General features: G+C 61.6%; 30 protein-coding genes. 27 read left to right on the plus strand and 3 right to left on the minus strand.

Going from position 1 to position 17,363, the window contains the following annotated elements; genetic code table 11:
* Positions 1 to 95: 95 nt before the first annotated feature.
* The 3 genes from VSR82_RS07710 to VSR82_RS07720 form a co-directional block, all read right to left on the minus strand.
* Positions 96 to 467 (minus strand): hypothetical protein, encoded by a 372-nt coding sequence (locus tag VSR82_RS07710; RefSeq protein WP_498857571.1) that lies wholly within the window; start codon positions 465 to 467, stop codon positions 96 to 98.
* A 10-nt stretch (positions 468 to 477) separates the two neighbouring features.
* The gene (locus tag VSR82_RS07715) at positions 478 to 642 is read right to left on the minus strand and encodes a hypothetical protein (protein ID WP_498857572.1); all 165 of its coding nucleotides are present in this window, start codon (positions 640 to 642) and stop codon (positions 478 to 480) included.
* Positions 643 to 1,353: 711 nt separating this feature from the next.
* A complete protein-coding gene (locus VSR82_RS07720; RefSeq protein WP_498857573.1) occupies positions 1,354 to 1,848 on the minus strand; it encodes a helix-turn-helix domain-containing protein in 495 nt (164 codons plus the stop codon).
* Positions 1,849 to 1,924: 76 nt separating this feature from the next.
* On the opposite strand from VSR82_RS07720, the gene VSR82_RS07725 reads away from it, so the two are divergent.
* The 27 genes from VSR82_RS07725 (at position 1,925) to VSR82_RS07855 (ending at position 17,360) form a co-directional block, all read left to right on the plus strand.
* A complete protein-coding gene (locus VSR82_RS07725; protein WP_498857574.1) occupies positions 1,925 to 2,140 on the plus strand; it encodes a helix-turn-helix domain-containing protein in 216 nt (71 codons plus the stop codon).
* Positions 2,141 to 2,166: 26 nt separating this feature from the next.
* The gene (locus VSR82_RS07730) at positions 2,167 to 2,394 is read left to right on the plus strand and encodes a hypothetical protein (RefSeq protein ID WP_498857575.1); all 228 of its coding nucleotides are present in this window, start codon (positions 2,167 to 2,169) and stop codon (positions 2,392 to 2,394) included.
* Positions 2,391 to 2,588: a hypothetical protein gene (locus VSR82_RS07735; RefSeq protein ID WP_498857576.1), complete on the plus strand. Its 198-nt coding sequence runs from the start codon at positions 2,391 to 2,393 to the stop codon at positions 2,586 to 2,588. The genes VSR82_RS07730 and VSR82_RS07735 overlap by 4 nt, the downstream gene beginning before the upstream one ends.
* A gap of 74 nt (positions 2,589 to 2,662) precedes the next feature.
* On the plus strand, positions 2,663 to 2,893 hold the full coding sequence (locus VSR82_RS07740; RefSeq protein ID WP_498857577.1) for a hypothetical protein: 231 nt from the start codon (positions 2,663 to 2,665) through the stop codon (positions 2,891 to 2,893).
* Positions 2,890 to 3,933: a DUF1376 domain-containing protein gene (locus tag VSR82_RS07745; RefSeq protein WP_498857578.1), complete on the plus strand. Its 1,044-nt coding sequence runs from the start codon at positions 2,890 to 2,892 to the stop codon at positions 3,931 to 3,933. The genes VSR82_RS07740 and VSR82_RS07745 overlap by 4 nt, the downstream gene beginning before the upstream one ends.
* The gene (locus VSR82_RS07750; RefSeq protein WP_498857579.1) at positions 3,914 to 4,540 is read left to right on the plus strand and encodes a hypothetical protein; all 627 of its coding nucleotides are present in this window, start codon (positions 3,914 to 3,916) and stop codon (positions 4,538 to 4,540) included. Before VSR82_RS07745 ends, VSR82_RS07750 begins: the two co-directional genes overlap by 20 nt.
* On the plus strand, positions 4,537 to 5,052 hold the full coding sequence (locus VSR82_RS07755; RefSeq protein WP_498857580.1) for a RusA family crossover junction endodeoxyribonuclease: 516 nt from the start codon (positions 4,537 to 4,539) through the stop codon (positions 5,050 to 5,052). The genes VSR82_RS07750 and VSR82_RS07755 overlap by 4 nt, the downstream gene beginning before the upstream one ends.
* Positions 5,049 to 5,261: a hypothetical protein gene (locus tag VSR82_RS07760; RefSeq protein WP_498857581.1), complete on the plus strand. Its 213-nt coding sequence runs from the start codon at positions 5,049 to 5,051 to the stop codon at positions 5,259 to 5,261. Before VSR82_RS07755 ends, VSR82_RS07760 begins: the two co-directional genes overlap by 4 nt.
* Positions 5,258 to 5,512 (plus strand): hypothetical protein, encoded by a 255-nt coding sequence (locus VSR82_RS07765; RefSeq protein WP_498857582.1) that lies wholly within the window; start codon positions 5,258 to 5,260, stop codon positions 5,510 to 5,512. The genes VSR82_RS07760 and VSR82_RS07765 overlap by 4 nt, the downstream gene beginning before the upstream one ends.
* Positions 5,509 to 5,769 (plus strand): Gp49 family protein, encoded by a 261-nt coding sequence (locus tag VSR82_RS07770; RefSeq protein ID WP_498857583.1) that lies wholly within the window; start codon positions 5,509 to 5,511, stop codon positions 5,767 to 5,769. Before VSR82_RS07765 ends, VSR82_RS07770 begins: the two co-directional genes overlap by 4 nt.
* 23 nt (positions 5,770 to 5,792) lie before the next feature.
* Positions 5,793 to 5,975, plus strand: a complete 183-nt coding sequence (locus VSR82_RS07775) for a hypothetical protein (RefSeq protein WP_498857584.1) — start codon at positions 5,793 to 5,795, stop codon at positions 5,973 to 5,975.
* 203 nt (positions 5,976 to 6,178) lie between these two features.
* A complete protein-coding gene (locus tag VSR82_RS07780; RefSeq protein ID WP_498857585.1) occupies positions 6,179 to 6,691 on the plus strand; it encodes a DUF2829 domain-containing protein in 513 nt (170 codons plus the stop codon).
* A 12-nt stretch (positions 6,692 to 6,703) separates the two neighbouring features.
* Positions 6,704 to 7,126: a hypothetical protein gene (locus VSR82_RS07785; RefSeq protein WP_498857586.1), complete on the plus strand. Its 423-nt coding sequence runs from the start codon at positions 6,704 to 6,706 to the stop codon at positions 7,124 to 7,126.
* Positions 7,127 to 7,298: 172 nt separating this feature from the next.
* Positions 7,299 to 7,619 (plus strand): hypothetical protein, encoded by a 321-nt coding sequence (locus VSR82_RS07790; protein ID WP_498857587.1) that lies wholly within the window; start codon positions 7,299 to 7,301, stop codon positions 7,617 to 7,619.
* On the plus strand, positions 7,609 to 7,740 hold the full coding sequence (locus tag VSR82_RS07795) for a hypothetical protein (RefSeq protein WP_498857588.1): 132 nt from the start codon (positions 7,609 to 7,611) through the stop codon (positions 7,738 to 7,740). Before VSR82_RS07790 ends, VSR82_RS07795 begins: the two co-directional genes overlap by 11 nt.
* A gap of 1 nt (position 7,741) precedes the next feature.
* Positions 7,742 to 8,170: a terminase gene (locus VSR82_RS07800; protein WP_498857589.1), complete on the plus strand. Its 429-nt coding sequence runs from the start codon at positions 7,742 to 7,744 to the stop codon at positions 8,168 to 8,170.
* A complete protein-coding gene (locus VSR82_RS07805) occupies positions 8,167 to 9,663 on the plus strand; it encodes a terminase (RefSeq protein WP_498857590.1) in 1,497 nt (498 codons plus the stop codon). Before VSR82_RS07800 ends, VSR82_RS07805 begins: the two co-directional genes overlap by 4 nt.
* Positions 9,660 to 9,851 (plus strand): hypothetical protein, encoded by a 192-nt coding sequence (locus tag VSR82_RS07810; protein ID WP_498857591.1) that lies wholly within the window; start codon positions 9,660 to 9,662, stop codon positions 9,849 to 9,851. The genes VSR82_RS07805 and VSR82_RS07810 overlap by 4 nt, the downstream gene beginning before the upstream one ends.
* 12 nt (positions 9,852 to 9,863) lie before the next feature.
* Positions 9,864 to 12,008: a portal protein gene (locus VSR82_RS07815; RefSeq protein ID WP_498857592.1), complete on the plus strand. Its 2,145-nt coding sequence runs from the start codon at positions 9,864 to 9,866 to the stop codon at positions 12,006 to 12,008.
* On the plus strand, positions 11,998 to 12,279 hold the full coding sequence (locus tag VSR82_RS07820) for a hypothetical protein (protein ID WP_498857593.1): 282 nt from the start codon (positions 11,998 to 12,000) through the stop codon (positions 12,277 to 12,279). The genes VSR82_RS07815 and VSR82_RS07820 overlap by 11 nt, the downstream gene beginning before the upstream one ends.
* A 108-nt stretch (positions 12,280 to 12,387) precedes the next feature.
* Positions 12,388 to 13,455, plus strand: coding sequence for a hypothetical protein (locus tag VSR82_RS07825; RefSeq protein ID WP_498857594.1), 1,068 nt, complete (start codon positions 12,388 to 12,390; stop codon positions 13,453 to 13,455).
* 32 nt (positions 13,456 to 13,487) lie between these two features.
* Positions 13,488 to 14,468: a DUF5309 domain-containing protein gene (locus VSR82_RS07830; RefSeq protein ID WP_498857595.1), complete on the plus strand. Its 981-nt coding sequence runs from the start codon at positions 13,488 to 13,490 to the stop codon at positions 14,466 to 14,468.
* Between the two features lie 111 nt (positions 14,469 to 14,579).
* Positions 14,580 to 15,239: a hypothetical protein gene (locus VSR82_RS07835; protein ID WP_498857596.1), complete on the plus strand. Its 660-nt coding sequence runs from the start codon at positions 14,580 to 14,582 to the stop codon at positions 15,237 to 15,239.
* Positions 15,240 to 15,305: 66 nt separating this feature from the next.
* A complete protein-coding gene (locus tag VSR82_RS07840) occupies positions 15,306 to 15,617 on the plus strand; it encodes a hypothetical protein (protein WP_498857597.1) in 312 nt (103 codons plus the stop codon).
* A gap of 8 nt (positions 15,618 to 15,625) precedes the next feature.
* Positions 15,626 to 15,955 carry a hypothetical protein gene (locus VSR82_RS07845; RefSeq protein ID WP_498857598.1) on the plus strand — a complete coding sequence of 110 codons (330 nt, stop codon included), beginning with the start codon at positions 15,626 to 15,628 and terminating at the stop codon, positions 15,953 to 15,955.
* A 2-nt stretch (positions 15,956 to 15,957) separates the two neighbouring features.
* On the plus strand, positions 15,958 to 16,296 hold the full coding sequence (locus VSR82_RS07850) for a carboxypeptidase-like regulatory domain-containing protein (protein WP_498857599.1): 339 nt from the start codon (positions 15,958 to 15,960) through the stop codon (positions 16,294 to 16,296).
* A 32-nt stretch (positions 16,297 to 16,328) separates the two neighbouring features.
* Positions 16,329 to 17,360, plus strand: coding sequence for a hypothetical protein (locus VSR82_RS07855; RefSeq protein ID WP_498857600.1), 1,032 nt, complete (start codon positions 16,329 to 16,331; stop codon positions 17,358 to 17,360).
* The last annotated feature ends 3 nt before the right edge of the window (positions 17,361 to 17,363 follow it).

A 17,363-nucleotide genomic window follows, 5' to 3' on the forward strand; every position in this document is an offset into this window, starting at 1 on the left:
TGCCAGGTGAATCCGGTGCCCTGTGCTGCAAATCCAGTCGATGCTCTCGACCGTTGCGTACCGCAGGCCGCGGCAGTAGGAATGGGAGACCATGATCAGTGCTCCCATTGCGCAAGTTCACGGTCGATGCGATCCATCCAATCGTTCGCCATGACCTCGGAGTCCTGCTCGATGTAGACACCGATCAGCGAACGGACGTAGATGCCGACCATCTCGTGATCGCCTTTGCGCAGACTCTCGCTGAGCATTGCGGCCAAGCCTGCGCCGCAGCTTTGCAAACCAGCCTGCACGTCGTCAGCCGTCATCGCTGCCATACGCTGCTGGATCAGTTCAGCCTTGCGCGCCGCGATCAGCTCGTCGCGCGATTCCTCGGCGTCGATCGCCGCGTCGAGTTTTGCCTGTGCGCGATCGGTCGCAAACTCGGCCATCGCGGTCGCCTGTTTGGCGCAGTAGGGAAGGGTGCTCATCTGGTTCACCTCACATTGCTTGGCGAGCGACCGCGAGAGCTGCTTCCTCGCTCTGCGCTGCGATCTTCAGATAGCCAACGTGGCATTCGCCCAGGTTCGGGCTGCGGTAGAACTTCGCGATCATGAAAACGCCGTGGTCTTCGCTGATCGTCTTGTACTGGTAGGTCCGTTCCATCTGGTCACCTCGGGTGTGGTGTTGCTGTGAGGTGAATTATAGGCGCGCCGATATAGACGTCAATAGGAAAATCGATATTCGAGGCGAAAAAAATCCCCGCCGAAGCGGGGACCTCTTTGCGGTCTGCTACTACGCTGGTTTCTTGCAGGCGATAAGCATGGAGCGGGTGACCGTGGTGGTCCCGAAAAACGCCGACGAGCCGCCGCCCATCGCGGCGCCTCCCTCTGCGCCGCCGCCCAGAACGTCATAGCCGCGCTCGCCGCACAGCTCACCTGCCTTCTCGTAGCAAGATCCCCACGAGTGCTGAACGCCGGAGCAATTCAGCGTATAGGCCGGGCGCCCATCGGGCCCATATGTCTGCGTCGCGGTCGTGCAGGCACCTAAGGCCCAAGCGGCGCCGATGACAATGAAAACTGGCCTCATCGCTTCCCCCGGGGTGGTGTCTTGTTCGTCTGCGAGGCCGCGAGCAGGGCAGCGTTCAGAAGCATCTTTACGTGCTCGAGCTGGCGCTGCCTCGCTTCGCAAACTTTGCAGCCCCCGTCAGCCGCGTGTGAAGTTGTCGACTCGGTAACCAGTCGAAGCGGTTTTTGTTGTCTGGCAGTCATTTCTAGAAAGCCCCCTCATAGTCATGGAAATTGGCGACGGAGGGTCACTGCTAGGGGCCCTCCGTATGCCGTCCGGGTCTCCATGAGAGGGATCGTTCTGCGCCATTTATTTCACCTTCTTATGAGTTTTTGCGACGGGGACAGATTGAAGGGTGTAGCCAATGCCGGCAATCGTCATTTCCCGAACCACACCCCCCTCCCGATCGGCTTCAACCAGCTTATCGATTAAGTTCCGCATCTCTGTGGAGACGTCCATCAAATCTTCTGCAAGCAATCTAACGCGGGATTCTCTGACCGAATCCAGGGAAAGAGGCCCTTCCTGCTCACTATTCGGGAATTTGACATTCTCCGCTGAACCTGCTTGCGGGGTCGGTTGCCCGCGCCCCGTTTTCAGCCAGCGGACATCGACCGAATAGAGTGTCGCCAGTTCGACGAGACTGGTCGTCCCCTTCGTATTGTCGTTCTCCAGATCTGAAAGAGTCGGTTGCGAAAGGCCGACAGTTTTCGCTGCCGCCGCCTGCGTCAGTTTCGAGTTGCGCCGCGCCCATCGAAGCCGGGCGCCCAAGGTATCGAGTTTGTCCATATAGGAATTCTTATTCATGTTGGCATAGTTGTTCCTATTGCCTTCTGATATAGATTCATCTATATTCAAGGCGCTTAACCCTATTGCCGAGACCATGGAACCAATCCTTCAGATCGAAGAGCCCAACCTGCAAGCGCTGGTGCAAAAACTCCTTGCGGCCGGACGTACACAGAAAGCGATCGCGGATCGCCTTGGCTGCAGTCAGGCCAACATTTCTGACATTGCGACCGGGAAGGTAGGCAAAGCCAAGCCGTCTTACCGGCTTGTTCGCGGGCTTGAGATCCTGGTTCAGGAAATCTCGCCTGCCTGACTAACTTTTCCTGTCGGGGACATCACATGGCACGCCGTGCTCAATTCCGAAACGAAGTCAAAACACGCCTGCGCGACGAGGTCTACACGCGTTTGCAGGACTTCAAGACACTCAACTTCATCGACAGCGATTCGGCCGCTCTCGCTCGACTGGCCGAAATGCTGTTGTGCGGAATTGTCCCGGCGCAGCGCATGACCGTCAGTGACGATTCTGACCATCGATCCCCACTCGGGACGATCCGGGACGCTGCATGAATGACGAAAAAAAGCAGGTTGCGGTCGAGTTGACCGCGGGGGAAGTGCAAAGGATCGATGAGCGGGCCCAAAAACAAGGCATTTCGACGCCGGACTTCATGGCGTACTGCGTTCGGGCGCTTTCGTTTGGGATCAATTACGCAATCGGCATGCTCCCCAACCAGGGACAAGCTGGGACGGATAAGTCGGAGTAGGACATGAGCGATCTGCTCGTCTTTGGCATGGCCGCGGTGATCGCGCTGGCGTTCATTGGCGCGTGGAGGTGCGTGTGATCGAACAGATCGCGATCGGCCTCTGTGGAGTGGCCGCAGTGTTTCTCTCGCAGGATCGGCGCGCGAGCTGGCGCCGCTATGCGTGTCTCTTCGGTCTGGCCGCGCAGCCGTTCTGGTTCTACACGACGTGGCGCGCGCAGCAGTACGGGATCTGGGCCGTCTGCTGGCTCTACGCATTCTCATGGGCACGCGGGTTCTGGACGAATTGGATCCGGAGGGCTGCGTGACAGATCTCCCGAATCCCCTGACCCCGGAAGATTGCGACCTGCGCGACTTTCCGTATATGCCGTTGGATGTCCAGCGACTATGCGATAGCGATCTGGCCGCGCTCGAGTCTCCTGAAGCGTGCTGGGCCGCATTGCTGCTCTGGTGCAAGGCATGGCACCAAGTGCCGACCGGGTCACTGCCTGATGACGATCGCGTGCTGGCGAAATTCACCGGCTATCAGCGCGCTCCCGAAGCGTGGATGGCTATCCGTGAAGGCGCTCTGCGCGGCTGGATCAAGTGCTCGGATGGTCGCCTCTATCATCCGGTCGTCGCCGAGAAAGCGAACGAGGGATGGTTCGCCAAGCACCGACAGGCGCACGACAAACTATGCGAACGCGTGCGCAAGCGCAACAAGATCCGTGTCGATTCCGGCCTCGTTCCGCTGGAAGTACCGGAACTTGAACAGTGGATTGACATGGGTCGTCCGCTGGAAAAATCTCTTTTTCCCTCAGAATTTAGTACTCCTTCCGCCGGAAATAAAAAATGTTCCGGCGGAAATTCCGGAGACTTCCACCGGAATGGTGGAGAAATTCCACCGGAAAACGCTCTTAAAGGAAAGGAAGGGAAGGGAGAGGGAGAAGTTAACCCCAGTGGTTCTACACACGCTATCGGTACACCACCGCGCGAGCGGGCGAAACCCGCCGAGCTGACAGTGGCCATGCGCAAGCACAGCGTCGAATCACAGCCCGGAGACCCGCGCGTCACCAAAGCCGCGAACGCGGGTGTCACCGTCGAAACCATCGAGGCCGCGTGTATCCACGCCAAGGCGAAGAAGAAGGGCCAACGCGTTACCGCTGGCTACGTGCTCTCGATCGCCGAAGGATGGACACAGGAGGCCGCGGCGCTTCCTGTCGCTGGCCGTCCAGCCGCAATTCCGATCAATTCCCGCGACGCGCGCCGACGCGCCGGCTGGGCAGAACTCACCGGCTCAAGCGAGTCGCCTCAATCCGCAACCGAATCCGCAGAGGTAGTCGATGGACATGCAAAGCTCATTGATTGAGCCGGCGCCCGAGGCATGGCCTCAGGACGGCGTTCCTGAATCGTGGGTAACCGAGCTCTTCCGACGCATGGGCCGCATGTGGGGCAATGCGTTCCTCGAGAAGTGGCCGCAGGACGATTTGCGCGGCGTGAAGATCGAATGGGCGCGCGGACTGCGCAAGCTGTCGACGGCCGAGCTGAAGGCTGGTGTCGATGCGCTGATGAGGCTCAAGTTTCCGCCGTCGCTGCCCGAGTTCTACGGCCTGTGCAAGCAGATGCGCCTTGTCGAGCTGCCGAAAGCGCAAGCGGTGACGGACCAGACGAAAGCGGACGCCGCCACCGTCGAATCGAACCTCGAGCGCATGCGTCGGATCAACTCGGCGTTCACGCAAGCGAAGGAACCGACGGCGGAATGGGCGTTCAGGCTCCTGATTCGCGGCGCGACCGCATCGGGCGGAAAGCTGGGCTACGAGGCCGTGCGCTGCGCGTACGACGCGGTCGTGTCGAGCGCCGGTCGGCGCGTGGTCGAGAACTGCGCGGACGAAGATCGCGAGGCCTTCACCGAGCTTTACCAGTCCTGCGTTGATGGTGCACGAGCTGCTGGCCAACCGCTGTGGGAGACGCCATGAGCCCGATTTCTTCCGCCCCCAAAGCCATCGTCGTGACGCTGCCCTATCCGATCTCTGCCAACCGCTACTGGGCCTCGCGCATCGTCAAGCCGAAGAGCGGCCCATCGTTCGTCTCGACTTACGTCACGCCCGAAGCGAAGGCCTACAAGGAGCAGGTCGGCTGGATCTTCCGCGCCGGTGGCGTGCATGAACCCATCGCGGGCCGCGTCGACGTTGCGCTCAAGCTCTATCCGAAGCGTCCGCAGGACTGGGAGTCGCGTAAGCGCAAGCTCGGCGCGAACTGGGACGACGGCGTCATGTGCATCGATCTCGACAACGCCGTGAAGGTGCTGATGGACTCGATCAAGGGCATCGCGATCCTCGAGGACGGCTGGCCTGTGCGTCGCATCCTGCTCGAGCGTGCAGAGCCCGACGGTGAAGCGCGCGTCGTGCTGACGATCACGCCGTTGAGCGCGCAGGAAGGCCCAGCGCAGGCCGAGCTGGTGCTGGCTGATCCGCTGGAGGTCGTATGAGCAAACGCAAAGTTCACACGTTCGCCGACGTGTCGATCACGATCCGCGTGCGCATCGGGGGGTTCACAGGCGACACACCCACGCGCGAGGTCTACGAGGTCGCCGAGCGTTGTGCTCGCGAGAAGGTCGAGAGGTGGTGCGAGTCGACGCGGGGCGTTGATGTCGTCAGCGTCGACAGGATCAAGCAAGTCGTCTGGGAGGCGACGTGAACATCCTCCAGCTCGCCGGCATGCTCCCCCGCGACCCGCAGTTCCGCGCGTTCGTCTCGCAGTACATGGTCCCGCCGCGCGAGCCGACCGTCGACGAGGCTGCGGCGTTCATTCGCGTCGCGTGCGAGATCGAATCGCGCCGCGAGCTGGCCACCAATCCCGCCGCTGTCGAGCGGCTTCATCGTTTCATTCGCCGGCCGTTCATCGCCTGGCGAGATCAGCAGCATCAACCCACGAGGAGGGCAGCATGAACACCGCAGTCATCACGCCGCGCAACGGCGACGAGAGCATCGAGGAGGAGATCCAGCGCAAGGGCAAGACCGCACCGCGCGTGACGCCGGCCGACATCGAGGCCGCGATCGCAAGCGAGCACTACTTCACGGCAGAGCAGGGCATGCGCGGCACGGCCGAATCGCTCGCCACCTTCCTGCAGAGCGGTATCCCATACGACCACTCGGATCTGCGGCTGCTCACCTTCTGCGTGCTCGTGCTGCGCAACAACCCGTAACACCAACCAGCATAGGAGCCAGCATGAAACACGGATTTCTCGAAGCCGCCCGCAACATGGGCATCAACCAGGCCGGACAGTCTCTCGGTCAGGCAGATCTGGGCGCCAACCAACTAGTCCAGCGTCAGCCCGAAGTGGAACGCTGCCGTCATTCGATTCGAGAACCTGCTGAAGAACCTCGAATGCGTGACCCAGAGTCTCGTTGAGCATCTCGCCCCCGTCCTGCGTCCAGCATGTGACGAAGGCACCAGCGAGAGGACAGCGGAGATCCGTCCGAGCAGGAGTCCGCTGGCGGATCACATCGAGTCTCTATGCGATGACCTCGCGTCAACCATCAGCCGTCTCGCGAATACCGACTCCCGTCTCGAAATCTGACCCATTCGTCCCGCAAGCACCAGGAGAACACGCAGTGAAAACTTTCATCGGCACGAAGATCATCAACGCCAAGCCCATGACGCGCGGCGCGTACAACATCTTCCGCGGCTGGACGTTGCCGTTGGACGAGCAAGCCGGCGACGAAGGCTATCTCGTCGAATACACCGACGGCGGCAAGCCGAATCACCACGACTTCGCCGGCTACATAAGCTGGTCGCCGAAAGAGCAGTTCGAGGGCGCGTATCGCGAGACGTCGGGCCTGCCGTTCGGCCTCGCGATCGAAGCCCTGAAGAAAGGTCATCGCGTCTCACGCGCGGGCTGGAACGGCAAGGGCATGTGGCTCTCGCTTAGCGGCCCGAATGGCCCGCGCGAAATCGCCTTCGAGAACTTCTGGTCGCACCACAACAGCGAATATGCGCGCCTCAACGGCGGCTCGGCCAAGGTGCTGCCGTGCATCACGATGAAGACTGCCACGGGCGAGATCCTGATGGGCTGGCTCGCATCGCAGACCGACATGCTGGCCGACGACTGGCAGATCGTCGAGTAACCCAGGCGGACCATGGACCTCCGAACCCTCGAACCGAGGCTTGAGAACTGGGCGCGCGCGCAGCGCTCGAGCGGATATGCGCCGGGTCGCGCGACATCGGCAGAGGGCATGTATCGCGGCGGCGGCTGGCGCGAAGCTCGCGCTGTGCCACCTGCGCCCGACTACGTCGACGCGTCGATCGTCCAGGCTGAGTGGCGTCTGCTCATGCCGCTCGACAAAGACGTGCTGATGCTGCACTACGTGTGGCGCGCGCACTCATCGTTCATCTGCCGTCGGCTGAAGCTCAAGCAGGGCCGCGGGCATTCGCACGTATGGGAGTTCGCGCTATACCACGCCCAGAACGCCATAGCACAGCGTTTGGAGAAAATCGAGGGGGAATTTGTAAACTCGCCGAAATCGGCATATACTCCGCGCAGATTACTGAATCCGGCATAGCCGAGTGAACTGGCCTGAAGGTCCGGGCCAGTCTCACTCCAAATCCGACCGAAGCCTGCAGGCCACAAGCCTCGCGGGCTTTTTGTTTTTCACCGTGTCTCCTCTCGGCCCTTCGTCGAGGTTCGCCCCAGTCGCTGCAACGGCTGGGGCATTTTTCTTTCTGGAGCCTGAAATGGCAAAGCTCAGCAGCGCGGCACGCAAGCAACTGCCGAAATCCGAATTCGGGCTCCCGGGCAAGCGCGCCTACCCGATGGAAGACGCCAGTCATGCGGCGAATGCCAAGGCTCGCGCGTCGCAGGCGGTGAACGCCGGCCGCATGTCCACGGGCACCGAGGCGAAGATCGACGCCAAGGCTGATCGCGTCATCGGCACGAAGCCCGAGCGCGGCGAGCGGACCGCGACGAACAAGCGCACGCGCGGCAACGGTCCGGGCGGCGAAGTTCGGCACCCGCAGAGCCATGCCGAATTCGAGGCGCTCGGCCGTGACGACTGACCTGCTGTATCGCCTGCTCGGCTGGGCGTCCGGTTTCTTCGGCGCGGCCGTGCTTGTGCTGCTGCTGGCGCTCGGCGTGCGGTGGGCCGTGTACCTCTGGCACGTCATCAGGAATCGCTGACATGGCCGGCCGTCCGTCCGCGTACAAGCCGGAGTTCGCCGAGCTCGCGCGCAACTACTGCCTGCTCGGCGCGACCGACGTCGATCTCGCCGGGTTCTTCCACGTCACCGATCGCACGATCAGGCAATGGAAGAAGCAGCAGCCCGACTTCCTCGCTGCGATGGAGTCAGGCAAGACGATGGCCGACGCGATGGTCGCGCGCTCGCTCTACAACAAGGCCACGAACAACGGCACGATGCAGGACGCCGATACAACCGCCTGCATCTTCTGGCTGAAGAACCGGCAGAAGCACGCATGGCGCGACAGCCATGCGATCGACCATAGCGGCAAGGTGGCAGTCGATCCGATCACGCTGCTGCTCTCGCAGGTCGAGGGCTCGCAGCTCAAGCCGAAGAAAACCGGCGACGATCCTGAGGCGGTGCCGGCATGATGGATTCGCGCGTCAACGTCGACCAGTGGAAAGATCCGCTGTGGAGGCTTCACAACCTCTACTGGATCACCGACAAGTCCGGCCAGATCGTCAAGTTCAGGCCGAACGCCGAGCAGGCCACGTTCATCGAGGACCTGCACTACCGCAACGTCATCCTGAAGGCCCGGCAGCTTGGCTTCTCGACGCTGATCCAGCTCGTGTTCCTCGACGCGTGCGTTTTCAATTCCAACGTGCGCGCTGGCGTAATCGCGGACTCGCTCGACAACGTCACCGTCATCTTCCGCGACAAAATCAAGTTCGCATACGACCGCCTGCCCGAAGGCATTCGCAACGAACGCTATCCGTTGCAGGACAGCACGTCCGAGCTGCTGCTGTCGAACAACTCAAGCGTGCGCGTGGGCACGTCGATGCGCTCCGGCACGCTGCAATACCTGCACGTGTCCGAGTTCGGCAAGATCTGCGCGAAGCATCCGGAGAAGGCGCGCGAGGTCATCACGGGCGCAATACCGGCTGTCGCGCCCGATGGCTTCCTGTTCGTCGAGTCGACGGCCGAAGGCCGCGAAGGCGCGTTCTACGACATGGTCGAGCGCGCGCGCAAGCGCATCGGCCAGCATCATCTGCCGGTCGAAGAGAAGTTCCATTTCTTTCCATGGTGGGGCCGCGCCGAGTACGAGCTGGACCCGACCAACATCGTGCTGTCGTCGAAGGATCACGAGTACTTCGACAAGATCCAGAAGAAGACGGGCGCCGAGATCACGATGCGCAAGCGCGCCTGGTACATCGCGACGCGCATGATTCTCAAAGAGGACATGAAGCGCGAGTACCCGAGCACGCCGGATGAAGCGTTCGAAGCATCCAACGAGGGCGCGTGGTACCGCGAGCAGTTCGACATGCTTCGCCGCGATCAGCGCATCTGCCGCGTGCCGTACGAGCGCAACGCGCCAGTCAATACGTTCTGGGACCTGGGCGCGAACGACACAACGGCCATCTGGTTTCACCAGCTGGTCGGCCCCGAGCATCGCTTCCTGAAGTTCTACGAGGCCAACGGCCGCACGCTGGATCACTTCGTGCAGCAGCTGCGCGACACCGGCTACAACTTCGGCAAACACTTCCTGCCGCACGACGGCGATCACAAGCGCCTCGGCACCGGCTTCAAGAATCGATCGGTGAAAGAGATGCTGCAGGATCTGCAACTGCACGACATCGAGATCGTGCCGCGCATCGACGACGTGACGCTCGGCATCACGCAGACACGCATGGCGCTGTCCTCGGCCTACTTCGATGCCGAGGGCTGCAAGGAAGGCCTCGACCACCTCGAGAAGTACTCCAAGGAGTGGGACGAGCGCGGCGCCACGTGGAAGAACTATCCGAAGCACGACAAGCATTCGAACGGCGCCGACGCATTGCGTCAGTGGGGCCAACACTTCAAGAAAATCGCCGCGCGCAATGACTGGGGCGGCGACATCAACTATGGGCGGAGCGGCGTCGTATGAGCATCCAACTGAACGCGAAGGTCGATGCGTTGCAGGTCCGCATCGAGCAGCTTGAACGCACGTTGATCGAGATGAGAACGGTTCTTATCGAGACGCGCGAGCATCTGCTGATCGCGCGCGAACGCATCCTGAATCTCGAAAATCCGACACCGGCCAAACCAGCAGCCACGAAGAAGGGAGCCGCGTAAATGGCGCGCCCAATGTCCGACGACGAGCTGCTCGCGCTCATCGGCCAGTACGAGCGCGCGAGCCTCGGCTCATCCACCGCTGTCGGCCCGTCTGTTGGCGGCAACATCAAGCCGGCCGGCCAGACGATGACCACGCTTGAGATCGACCGCTACAACGCGCTGAACGCGTATTTCGGTCGTCCACTTGGCAACGAGGTCGAGGACCGCTCGCAGATCGTGCTGCCCGAGCTTCGCGATACCATCGAATGGATCATGCCGACGCTCATGCGCATGTTCGTCGGATCTGGCAAACCGGTCGTTTTCGATCCGGAGACGCCAGGCGACGAAGACCAGGCCGAGTCCGAGACGGAAGTTGTCAACTGGGTGTTCATGAAGCAGAACGACGGCTTCTTCATCCTGCACGATATGTTCAAGGATGCGCTGTTGCTGCGTAACGGCTACGTGACGTCGTACTGGGCGAAGAAGACCAAGACGAGCGTCGAGTCGTACACGGGCCTCAGCGAGATCGCAGTGACGGAGCTGCTGCAGACTCAAGACGAGATCGAGATTCTGGAGCAGGAAGAGAAGGTCGATGTCATCGTCGGCCCGGATGGATCCCAGCAGCAGTACACGTGCTTTGACATCAAGATTCGGCGCACGTCGAAGAAAGGCTGCGTGCGGGTCGAATGCACACCGCCCGAGGAAATGCGCATCTCGCCGCAGGCGCGCAAGGGCCGCCTCGACGAGGCACCGTTCGTGCAGCACATGCGCACGATGTCGCGCACCGAGGCGAAGGAGCTGGACTTCGATCCGGCGATCATCGACTCGATCACCGTCGCGCGGCCCGAGTGGCTCGACCTGATCAGCCTCGCGCGTAACGAAGTAACGGACCAGCTCTCCGAAGAGAATCCGAGCGATCCCGCGAGCCAGCTCATCGACGTGCGCACGAACTTCCTGAAGGTCGACCGGGACGGCGACGGCATCGCGGAATTCCGCCGCGTAGTGATCGGTGGCGACAAGATCCTCGAAGACGAGGAAATCGAGGAAGGCTCGTTCTCGTCGTGCTCGCCAATCCGCATGCCGCACCGGCACGTCGGCATCAGCTACTACGACCTGCTCAACGATCTGCAGGTCATCAAGACGACGCTCTTCCGTCAGGCGCTCGACAACATCTACATCTCGAACAACCAGCGCACCGCGGTGAACTGGCGCACTGTGAACGTGCAGGATCTGCTCGTATCGCGCCCCGGCGGCATCGTTCGTGTGGACGGCGCGCCCGGCGACAACATCATGCCGTTCCAGCAGCCGTCGAACCTGATGGACCAGATCCTGCCAGCGATGGAGTACTGCGACCTGCAGCGCGAGATGCGCACGGGTATCGGCAAAGACACGATGGGCGTCGACGCCGACGCGCTGCAGGACGTGACGAAGGGCGGCCAGCTCGCCGCGATGTCGGCCGCTGCGGCCAAGGTCGAGCTCGTCGCGCGGCTGCTGGCCGAGGGCGTGAAAGACATCTTCCAGAAGATCCACAACCTTCTGCGTCGCCATCAGGATCAGGAGATGGTGATCAAGCTCACCAACCGCGACGACTGGTTGCGGGCCAATCCGGCCGAGTGGCGCGAGCGCACCGAGCTGGTGGTGAACGTCGGCCTCGGTTCCGGCAACCGCGAGGAAGCGCGCGCGAACGTGATGCTGCTCGGGCAGGCGCAGAAGGAACTGGCAGCGTTCGGTCTGGTGGGTCCGAAGCAGGCGTACAACACGTTCCGGCGCGTGACGCACCTGCTCGGTTTTGAGAATCCGACCGAATTCGCCATGGATCCGGATTCGCAGGAGTATCAGCAGGCAATGGCGCAGCGCGCGCAGCAGCCGCAGGACCCGCGCATCGCGTCGGCACAGATCAAGGCGAAGTCCGATCAGGCGATCGCGAACGTGCGCCTGCAGACCGAACAGGTCAAGGCGCAAGGCGAGCTGCAGCAGTCTCAGGCCGAGCTCGTGCACGGCGCGCAGCAGAGCTCACAGGACCGCGATATGCAGATGGCACAAATCAGCTCGCAGGAGTGGCAGACGGTCGTCAAGATCATCGGCCAGATCGTGGCCTCGCAGCTCAAGCAGGACGCGGCGGCCGATGCTGGCCAGATGGTCAATCACGACGTGAGCGAGGTGCAGCGTGGCTCCTGAAGAAGAAATCATCCGCGGCGGCAAAGCCGCGCAAGTGCTCGATAACGAGATCTTCGTCGAGGCGAAGAAGGCCGTGCTCGATGGTATCCATCGGCAGATGGCCGCTGTTCCGCTGTCCGACCAGACGATGCACACGCGACTGATCACCGTGCTGCAACTGTGGAACACGCTCGAGTCGTATCTCGAGCAGGTCAAGCAGACCGGCGATATCGCGCAGTTCCAGCTCAACCAGCAAGAGGAACAGCGCAAGCGGTTCCGCATTTTCGGCTAACCACTCCCACTTTCGACAACAGGCTCGCTTCGGCGGGCCTTTTTTATTTGAGGCCAGCAAATGAGCGACGTACAAGCGACTACCCCGACTGACGTGGGCGCCGCATCAATGGATGCCGAAAGCCAGTTCCAGGGCTTGTGGGATTCGGGCGCATTCGATCCGAAGGGCATCCCGCCGCGCGAGGAAGGTGGACAGGACCATCAGCAGCAGCAATCGCAGCAGCAGGGCTCGCAGGAAGGTGCGCAGGACGATGGCGCGCAACGCAAGGGGCAGGAGAACGTCGAGGGTCAGGAAGGGCAGGAGGGTCAGCAGCAACGCCAGCAGGACGACAATAACACGCCGACGTATTCGAGCCTCTCCGAGCTGCTGACCGCGCACAAAATCGACCCCGAGTCGGTCATGGGCCTGCACGTCACCGCCAAGATCGACGGCAAGGAAACGCAGGTTCCGCTCGCCGACGTGCTCAAGTCCTACCAGCTCGAAGGCCACGTCAATAACAAGTCGATCGAGCTCTCCAACCTGAGGACGTCATTCGAGAAAGAGCAAACCGAATGGCGTCAGGCTCAGGAGCAGGTCTATCGGCAGCATCAGGCGATGGGCAATCTCGCGCTGAACATGCTCAATCAGGAATTCCAGAACGTCGACTGGAATGCGCTGCGGGCGAACAACCCGGGCGAATACGCGGCGCTCTACACGCAATACCAGCAGCGCGGCCAGCAGATCCAGAACTATCTGGCCGCCATCAATGAGGCGCAGCGGCAGGAAGCCCAGCAACAGCAGCAGCGCCAGCAACAGGAAATGCAGCAGGCCCTCCAAGGTGAGCGCGAAAAGCTCTTCACCGCGATCCCCGAGTGGCGCAACGAAGCAACGTTTCATCAGGACCGCGATGTGATGTCGCAATACGCCCGCAGTCTGGGCTTCAAGGATGCCGAGCTCAACCAGATATACGACCACCGCTACATGCAGGTTCTGCACGACGCGGCGCGTTATCGGGCGCTCCAAGCAGCCAAGCCCGAAGTACTGAAGCAGGTCCGGCAAGCACCCAAGGTGGTCGCCCCGGGATCACGGACGAATGCGAATCCCAACGACGCGCGCCGTCAGGCCGTCATCGACCGATTCAACCGCAACCCACGTGACGACGACGCCGCAGCGGCGCTGTTCGACATGATCGGGTAACCGGCTAAACCCAATTCCTTCGGGAGTAGAAAATGTCCGTACCTGCAAATACTTTTCAGACCTTCACGCAGAAGAACATCCGTGAAGACCTGATCAACGCGATCTACAACGTCGATCCGTTCAAAACGCCTTTCCTGAATATGTGCAAGAAGACGGAGGCGAAGCAGACCAACCACGAGTGGAACACCGATAAGCTCGACGCGCAGAACCTGAATAACGCGGCCGTCCAGGGTGACGACCCGACCGCGCAGGTCCTCGCGCCGACGGCCCGTATCGGCAACTACACGCAGATCTCGACGAAGGTCGTCCAGATCTCGGGCACGTCGCAGGCTGTTGTCGCTGCCGGCGGCTCGAACAAGATGGGCTATCAGCTCCTCAAGAAGTCGAAGGAACTGAAGCGCGACATGGAAGGTATCCTGACCTACAACCAGGCAAAGAGCGCCGGTTCGTCGACGGTCCCTTCGCTGATGGCTGGCCTGCCTGCCTACCTCGCATCGAATGTCGTGTTCCAGACTGGCGGCTCGCCGTCGGGTGCGAACCCGGCTGTTGCTGCGAACGGCTGGACCGATGGCTCGAACACGCGCGTCTATAACGGTACGACCGTGGCGATCACCGAAGCGATGGTGAAGAGCCTCGTGCAGAGCGTGTTCAAGAATTCCGGCGACTGCCCGGAATACGCGCTTGTGTCGCCGGCCAACAAGCAGAACATCTCGGCCTTCGCTGGTCCCGGCACGCGTTTCATCAAGGTCGAGGACAAGACGCTCCGCACGGTCGTCGACGTGTACGAGACCGACTTCGGTGACGTGAAGATCGTGCCGGACATCTTCCTCGCGCACTCCGCCGACTGCTTCTTCATCAACCCGAACTACGTGCGCGTCGCGTATCTGCGTCCGTTCCAGACGATCCCGCTCGCGAAGACGGGTGACTCGGACAAGAAGGAGCTGCTCGTCGAGTACACGCTCGAGGTCGGCAACGAACACGCACTCGGTCTGATCACCGACACGAACGGCTAATCGTGGCCTACCAGCGCGTATATCAATGGACGCAACGTCGCTTGTATTCGCGCTGGTGGCCACGGCATGTGGCTTATCTCGAACTGTTGGATAGTTGAAGGAGTATCGATCATGGCAGGCTCAGTCATCACTGCGGGTACTACCCGCACGCAAGCGGGCGCCACGCAGATCACCGCGGACGTCACCACCATCAACACTTCTACGGCCCCGGCGGCTGGCTCTTTGCTCGGCGACGGCGTTTTGCTCCCGCAGGTAGGCACGGGCACCGACAAGGTGTTCCTCATCAACAACACCGCGAACCCGGTTCAAGTGTACGGCTTCGGCTCGGACACGATCAACGGCGTTGCCGGCTCGACCGGTATCGCAATGGCTCCGAACTCGGCGGACGTGTATATCGAGGCCGCGCCGGGTGCATGGTCGGTCGATGCAGGCTTTGGCAGCTCCGGCCAGTTGCAGACGATGCTGACGCTAAACGGCATCACGGCGCACGCTGGCGGCGGTCAGGGTAGCGCGACGCCTCTCCCGGCCATGATTAACCGCGTCACGACGGTGGCGAGCGCTGGTGACAGCGTGCTGCTGCCCGCTTCGGCGCCGGGGCTGATGATCATGGTGGTGAATGCAACCGCGACGAACTCGATGAACGTGTTCCCGAACGGTACGGACGCGATCAATGCGCTGGGCGCAAGCGCTGCATTCGCAGTAGCAGCCGGCAAGTCGGTCGAGTTCTACTGCACGAACGCCGGTCAGTGGCATTCGATCCTTAGCGCGTAATACGTTCTCCATGCGGTGGGTGTTTGGGCGGCCTTTGGGTCGCCCTTTTTTATTCGAGGTCACACGATGAAATGGCTGCTAATCGGCCCATGGCGGCCAATGGCCGGAACTGGCCAGAACGTCACGATCGGCGCTTCGTCGACACAATCGACCGCGTTCGACGCGAACAATGAAGGCTCGCAGGCGATCCAGATTTCCGCCATCGGCGGTAACTGCCACGTGGCGATCGGCATGAATCCGACCGCGGCCGCGACCGACATGCTGGTGAAAGCGAGCGATCCTCCGCTGATGATCCGCATCGCGCCGGGCGAGAAACTGGCCGCGATTCAGGACGGCTCGTCGACCGGCACGCTCAATATCATCGAGATGACGCACTGAGGGCCGCCATGGAACAGACGACCGCACACGGCGCCGCGATCGAGCCGCAGGATGGCAAGCGCATCACGTATCACGAAGAAGACGGGAAGGTGATCCTGAACTATTCGCAGGACGTCGAAACCGTGATGAAGATCAACCATGAGCAACGCGCGGCCGAAGGCGCGTTCCAGCGCATGGGCGAGTTCAAGCACACGTTGCGCGTGCCGGAAGTGATCATGCTCGAGATCAGGATCAAGTACGGCTGGGACTATCAGAACCCGGATCACTGGCCGTACGTGAAGAAGATCCTCAAGGGCCCGGAATACGCTGCCTGGCGCACGACCAACAAGGCGATCTGATCATGCAGAAGTTCATCAATAGCATAGCTTCGGCGTCCGGCTCGCCGGTGGCGGGTGCGTCCGTGCAGGTGAACGTGTTCCCCGGCGCGACGCCCGCAACGATCTATTCAGACAACGGCGTGACGGTCGCGGCCAACCCGATCACGACCGATACGAACGGCGCGTTCGCGTTCTACGCGGCCGACGGTCATTACCAGCTCGTCATCAGCGGCACGAACATCCAGACGCAGACGATCAACGACATCCTGCTCGTCGATCACCTGCCAGCGGATCTGCCGACCACGCTTCCCGCTTCCGCCGGTCAGATCTGGAACAACGGCGGCGTCCTGTCGATCTCCTGAGGCGAACCATGCTGAGAAAACTCCTCATTGCGGTGCTGATTGCGCCGATTCTGGCGCTTGCCCAGAGCTATCCGTCTCCGACGTTCAACAACCTGACCGTCAACGGCACGTTCACCGCGACAGGAAAGGTCGGGCTCCCGAGTCTCGCCGCGCAGGCTGCGAATACGGTCGTCGCGAACGTCACCGGTTCAAGCGCATCGCCGACCGCGTTCGCGATGCCTTCGTGCAGCACGTCGACGAGCGCCCTTCAGTACACGAGCGGGACGGGATTCGCGTGCATTACAGGATTCGCGCCGCTTGCGTCTCCTAACTTTACGGGGACGGTGACGATCCCGGGCGGCACGATCAACAACGCGAGCGTTGGCGCCACGACGCCGAGCACCGGATCTTTCACGACGCTCGCCGCAAGCAGCACCGTCAGCGGTACCGGATTCAGCACCTATCTCGCTTCACCTCCGGCTATTGGTGGCACCGCAGCCGCGGCCGGTTCTTTCACCACTCTTTCCGCGTCAAGCACAGTAAGCGGGACGGGGTTCTCCAACTACCTTGCGTCGCCTCCGGCGATCGGAGGTACCACTGCGGCCGCTGGCAAGTTCACCACGCTGCAGGCGACGAGCACGATCACGCCGTCGAGCACGGCGGGCATTGTCGGCACGACGACGAACGACAACGCTAATGCGGGGAGCGTCGGCGAGTATCAGACAAACACCACTTCAGGGACGAGCCTCACGACTGCGACGGCAGCCAACGCGACTTCGATCTCCCTGACTGCTGGCGATTGGGACGTTTCAGGAGTGATCCGCTTCAATCCAGGCGGGTCCGCGACGACATCGAACATGACCGCGGGGATTTCCACCACCAGCGCGACGATCGGCGCGTTAGGGACATTCACTGCGAACTTGATCCCGTTTGGCAGCGTGTCGGGCGGAAACAGCGCCGTTCTGGCGCCGACCGTCAGGATTTCTCTGAGCACAACGACAACCGTCTATCTGATTGGTCTTTGCGTCTTCTCGGCCAGCACTATGACCGAAGACGGGTTCATTCGCGCCCGCCGGGTGAGGTAAGAC

Origin of the sequence: Burkholderia sp. JPY481, assembly GCF_038900515.1 — a bacterium.
GTDB lineage: Bacteria > Pseudomonadota > Gammaproteobacteria > Burkholderiales > Burkholderiaceae > Paraburkholderia > Paraburkholderia youngii.

Excerpts from the sequence above, each read along its gene's own strand:
- VSR82_RS07710 (WP_498857571.1), bottom strand. The coding sequence starts at position 467 with ATGAGCACCCTTCCCTACTGCGCCAAACAGGCGACCGCGATGGCCGAG.
- VSR82_RS07715 (WP_498857572.1), bottom strand. The coding sequence starts at position 642 with ATGGAACGGACCTACCAGTACAAGACGATCAGCGAAGACCACGGCGTT.
- VSR82_RS07720 (WP_498857573.1), bottom strand. The coding sequence starts at position 1,848 with ATGAATAAGAATTCCTATATGGACAAACTCGATACCTTGGGCGCCCGG.
- VSR82_RS07725 (WP_498857574.1), top strand. The coding sequence starts at position 1,925 with ATGGAACCAATCCTTCAGATCGAAGAGCCCAACCTGCAAGCGCTGGTG.
- VSR82_RS07730 (WP_498857575.1), top strand. The coding sequence starts at position 2,167 with ATGGCACGCCGTGCTCAATTCCGAAACGAAGTCAAAACACGCCTGCGC.
- VSR82_RS07735 (WP_498857576.1), top strand. The coding sequence starts at position 2,391 with ATGAATGACGAAAAAAAGCAGGTTGCGGTCGAGTTGACCGCGGGGGAA.
- VSR82_RS07750 (WP_498857579.1), top strand. The coding sequence starts at position 3,914 with ATGCAAAGCTCATTGATTGAGCCGGCGCCCGAGGCATGGCCTCAGGAC.
- VSR82_RS07755 (WP_498857580.1), top strand. The coding sequence starts at position 4,537 with ATGAGCCCGATTTCTTCCGCCCCCAAAGCCATCGTCGTGACGCTGCCC.
- VSR82_RS07760 (WP_498857581.1), top strand. The coding sequence starts at position 5,049 with ATGAGCAAACGCAAAGTTCACACGTTCGCCGACGTGTCGATCACGATC.
- VSR82_RS07770 (WP_498857583.1), top strand. The coding sequence starts at position 5,509 with ATGAACACCGCAGTCATCACGCCGCGCAACGGCGACGAGAGCATCGAG.
- VSR82_RS07775 (WP_498857584.1), top strand. The coding sequence starts at position 5,793 with ATGAAACACGGATTTCTCGAAGCCGCCCGCAACATGGGCATCAACCAG.
- VSR82_RS07785 (WP_498857586.1), top strand. The coding sequence starts at position 6,704 with ATGGACCTCCGAACCCTCGAACCGAGGCTTGAGAACTGGGCGCGCGCG.
- VSR82_RS07790 (WP_498857587.1), top strand. The coding sequence starts at position 7,299 with ATGGCAAAGCTCAGCAGCGCGGCACGCAAGCAACTGCCGAAATCCGAA.
- VSR82_RS07800 (WP_498857589.1), top strand. The coding sequence starts at position 7,742 with ATGGCCGGCCGTCCGTCCGCGTACAAGCCGGAGTTCGCCGAGCTCGCG.
- VSR82_RS07805 (WP_498857590.1), top strand. The coding sequence starts at position 8,167 with ATGATGGATTCGCGCGTCAACGTCGACCAGTGGAAAGATCCGCTGTGG.
- VSR82_RS07810 (WP_498857591.1), top strand. The coding sequence starts at position 9,660 with ATGAGCATCCAACTGAACGCGAAGGTCGATGCGTTGCAGGTCCGCATC.
- VSR82_RS07815 (WP_498857592.1), top strand. The coding sequence starts at position 9,864 with ATGTCCGACGACGAGCTGCTCGCGCTCATCGGCCAGTACGAGCGCGCG.
- VSR82_RS07825 (WP_498857594.1), top strand. The coding sequence starts at position 12,388 with ATGGATGCCGAAAGCCAGTTCCAGGGCTTGTGGGATTCGGGCGCATTC.
- VSR82_RS07830 (WP_498857595.1), top strand. The coding sequence starts at position 13,488 with ATGTCCGTACCTGCAAATACTTTTCAGACCTTCACGCAGAAGAACATC.
- VSR82_RS07835 (WP_498857596.1), top strand. The coding sequence starts at position 14,580 with ATGGCAGGCTCAGTCATCACTGCGGGTACTACCCGCACGCAAGCGGGC.
- VSR82_RS07840 (WP_498857597.1), top strand. The coding sequence starts at position 15,306 with ATGAAATGGCTGCTAATCGGCCCATGGCGGCCAATGGCCGGAACTGGC.
- VSR82_RS07845 (WP_498857598.1), top strand. The coding sequence starts at position 15,626 with ATGGAACAGACGACCGCACACGGCGCCGCGATCGAGCCGCAGGATGGC.
- VSR82_RS07850 (WP_498857599.1), top strand. The coding sequence starts at position 15,958 with ATGCAGAAGTTCATCAATAGCATAGCTTCGGCGTCCGGCTCGCCGGTG.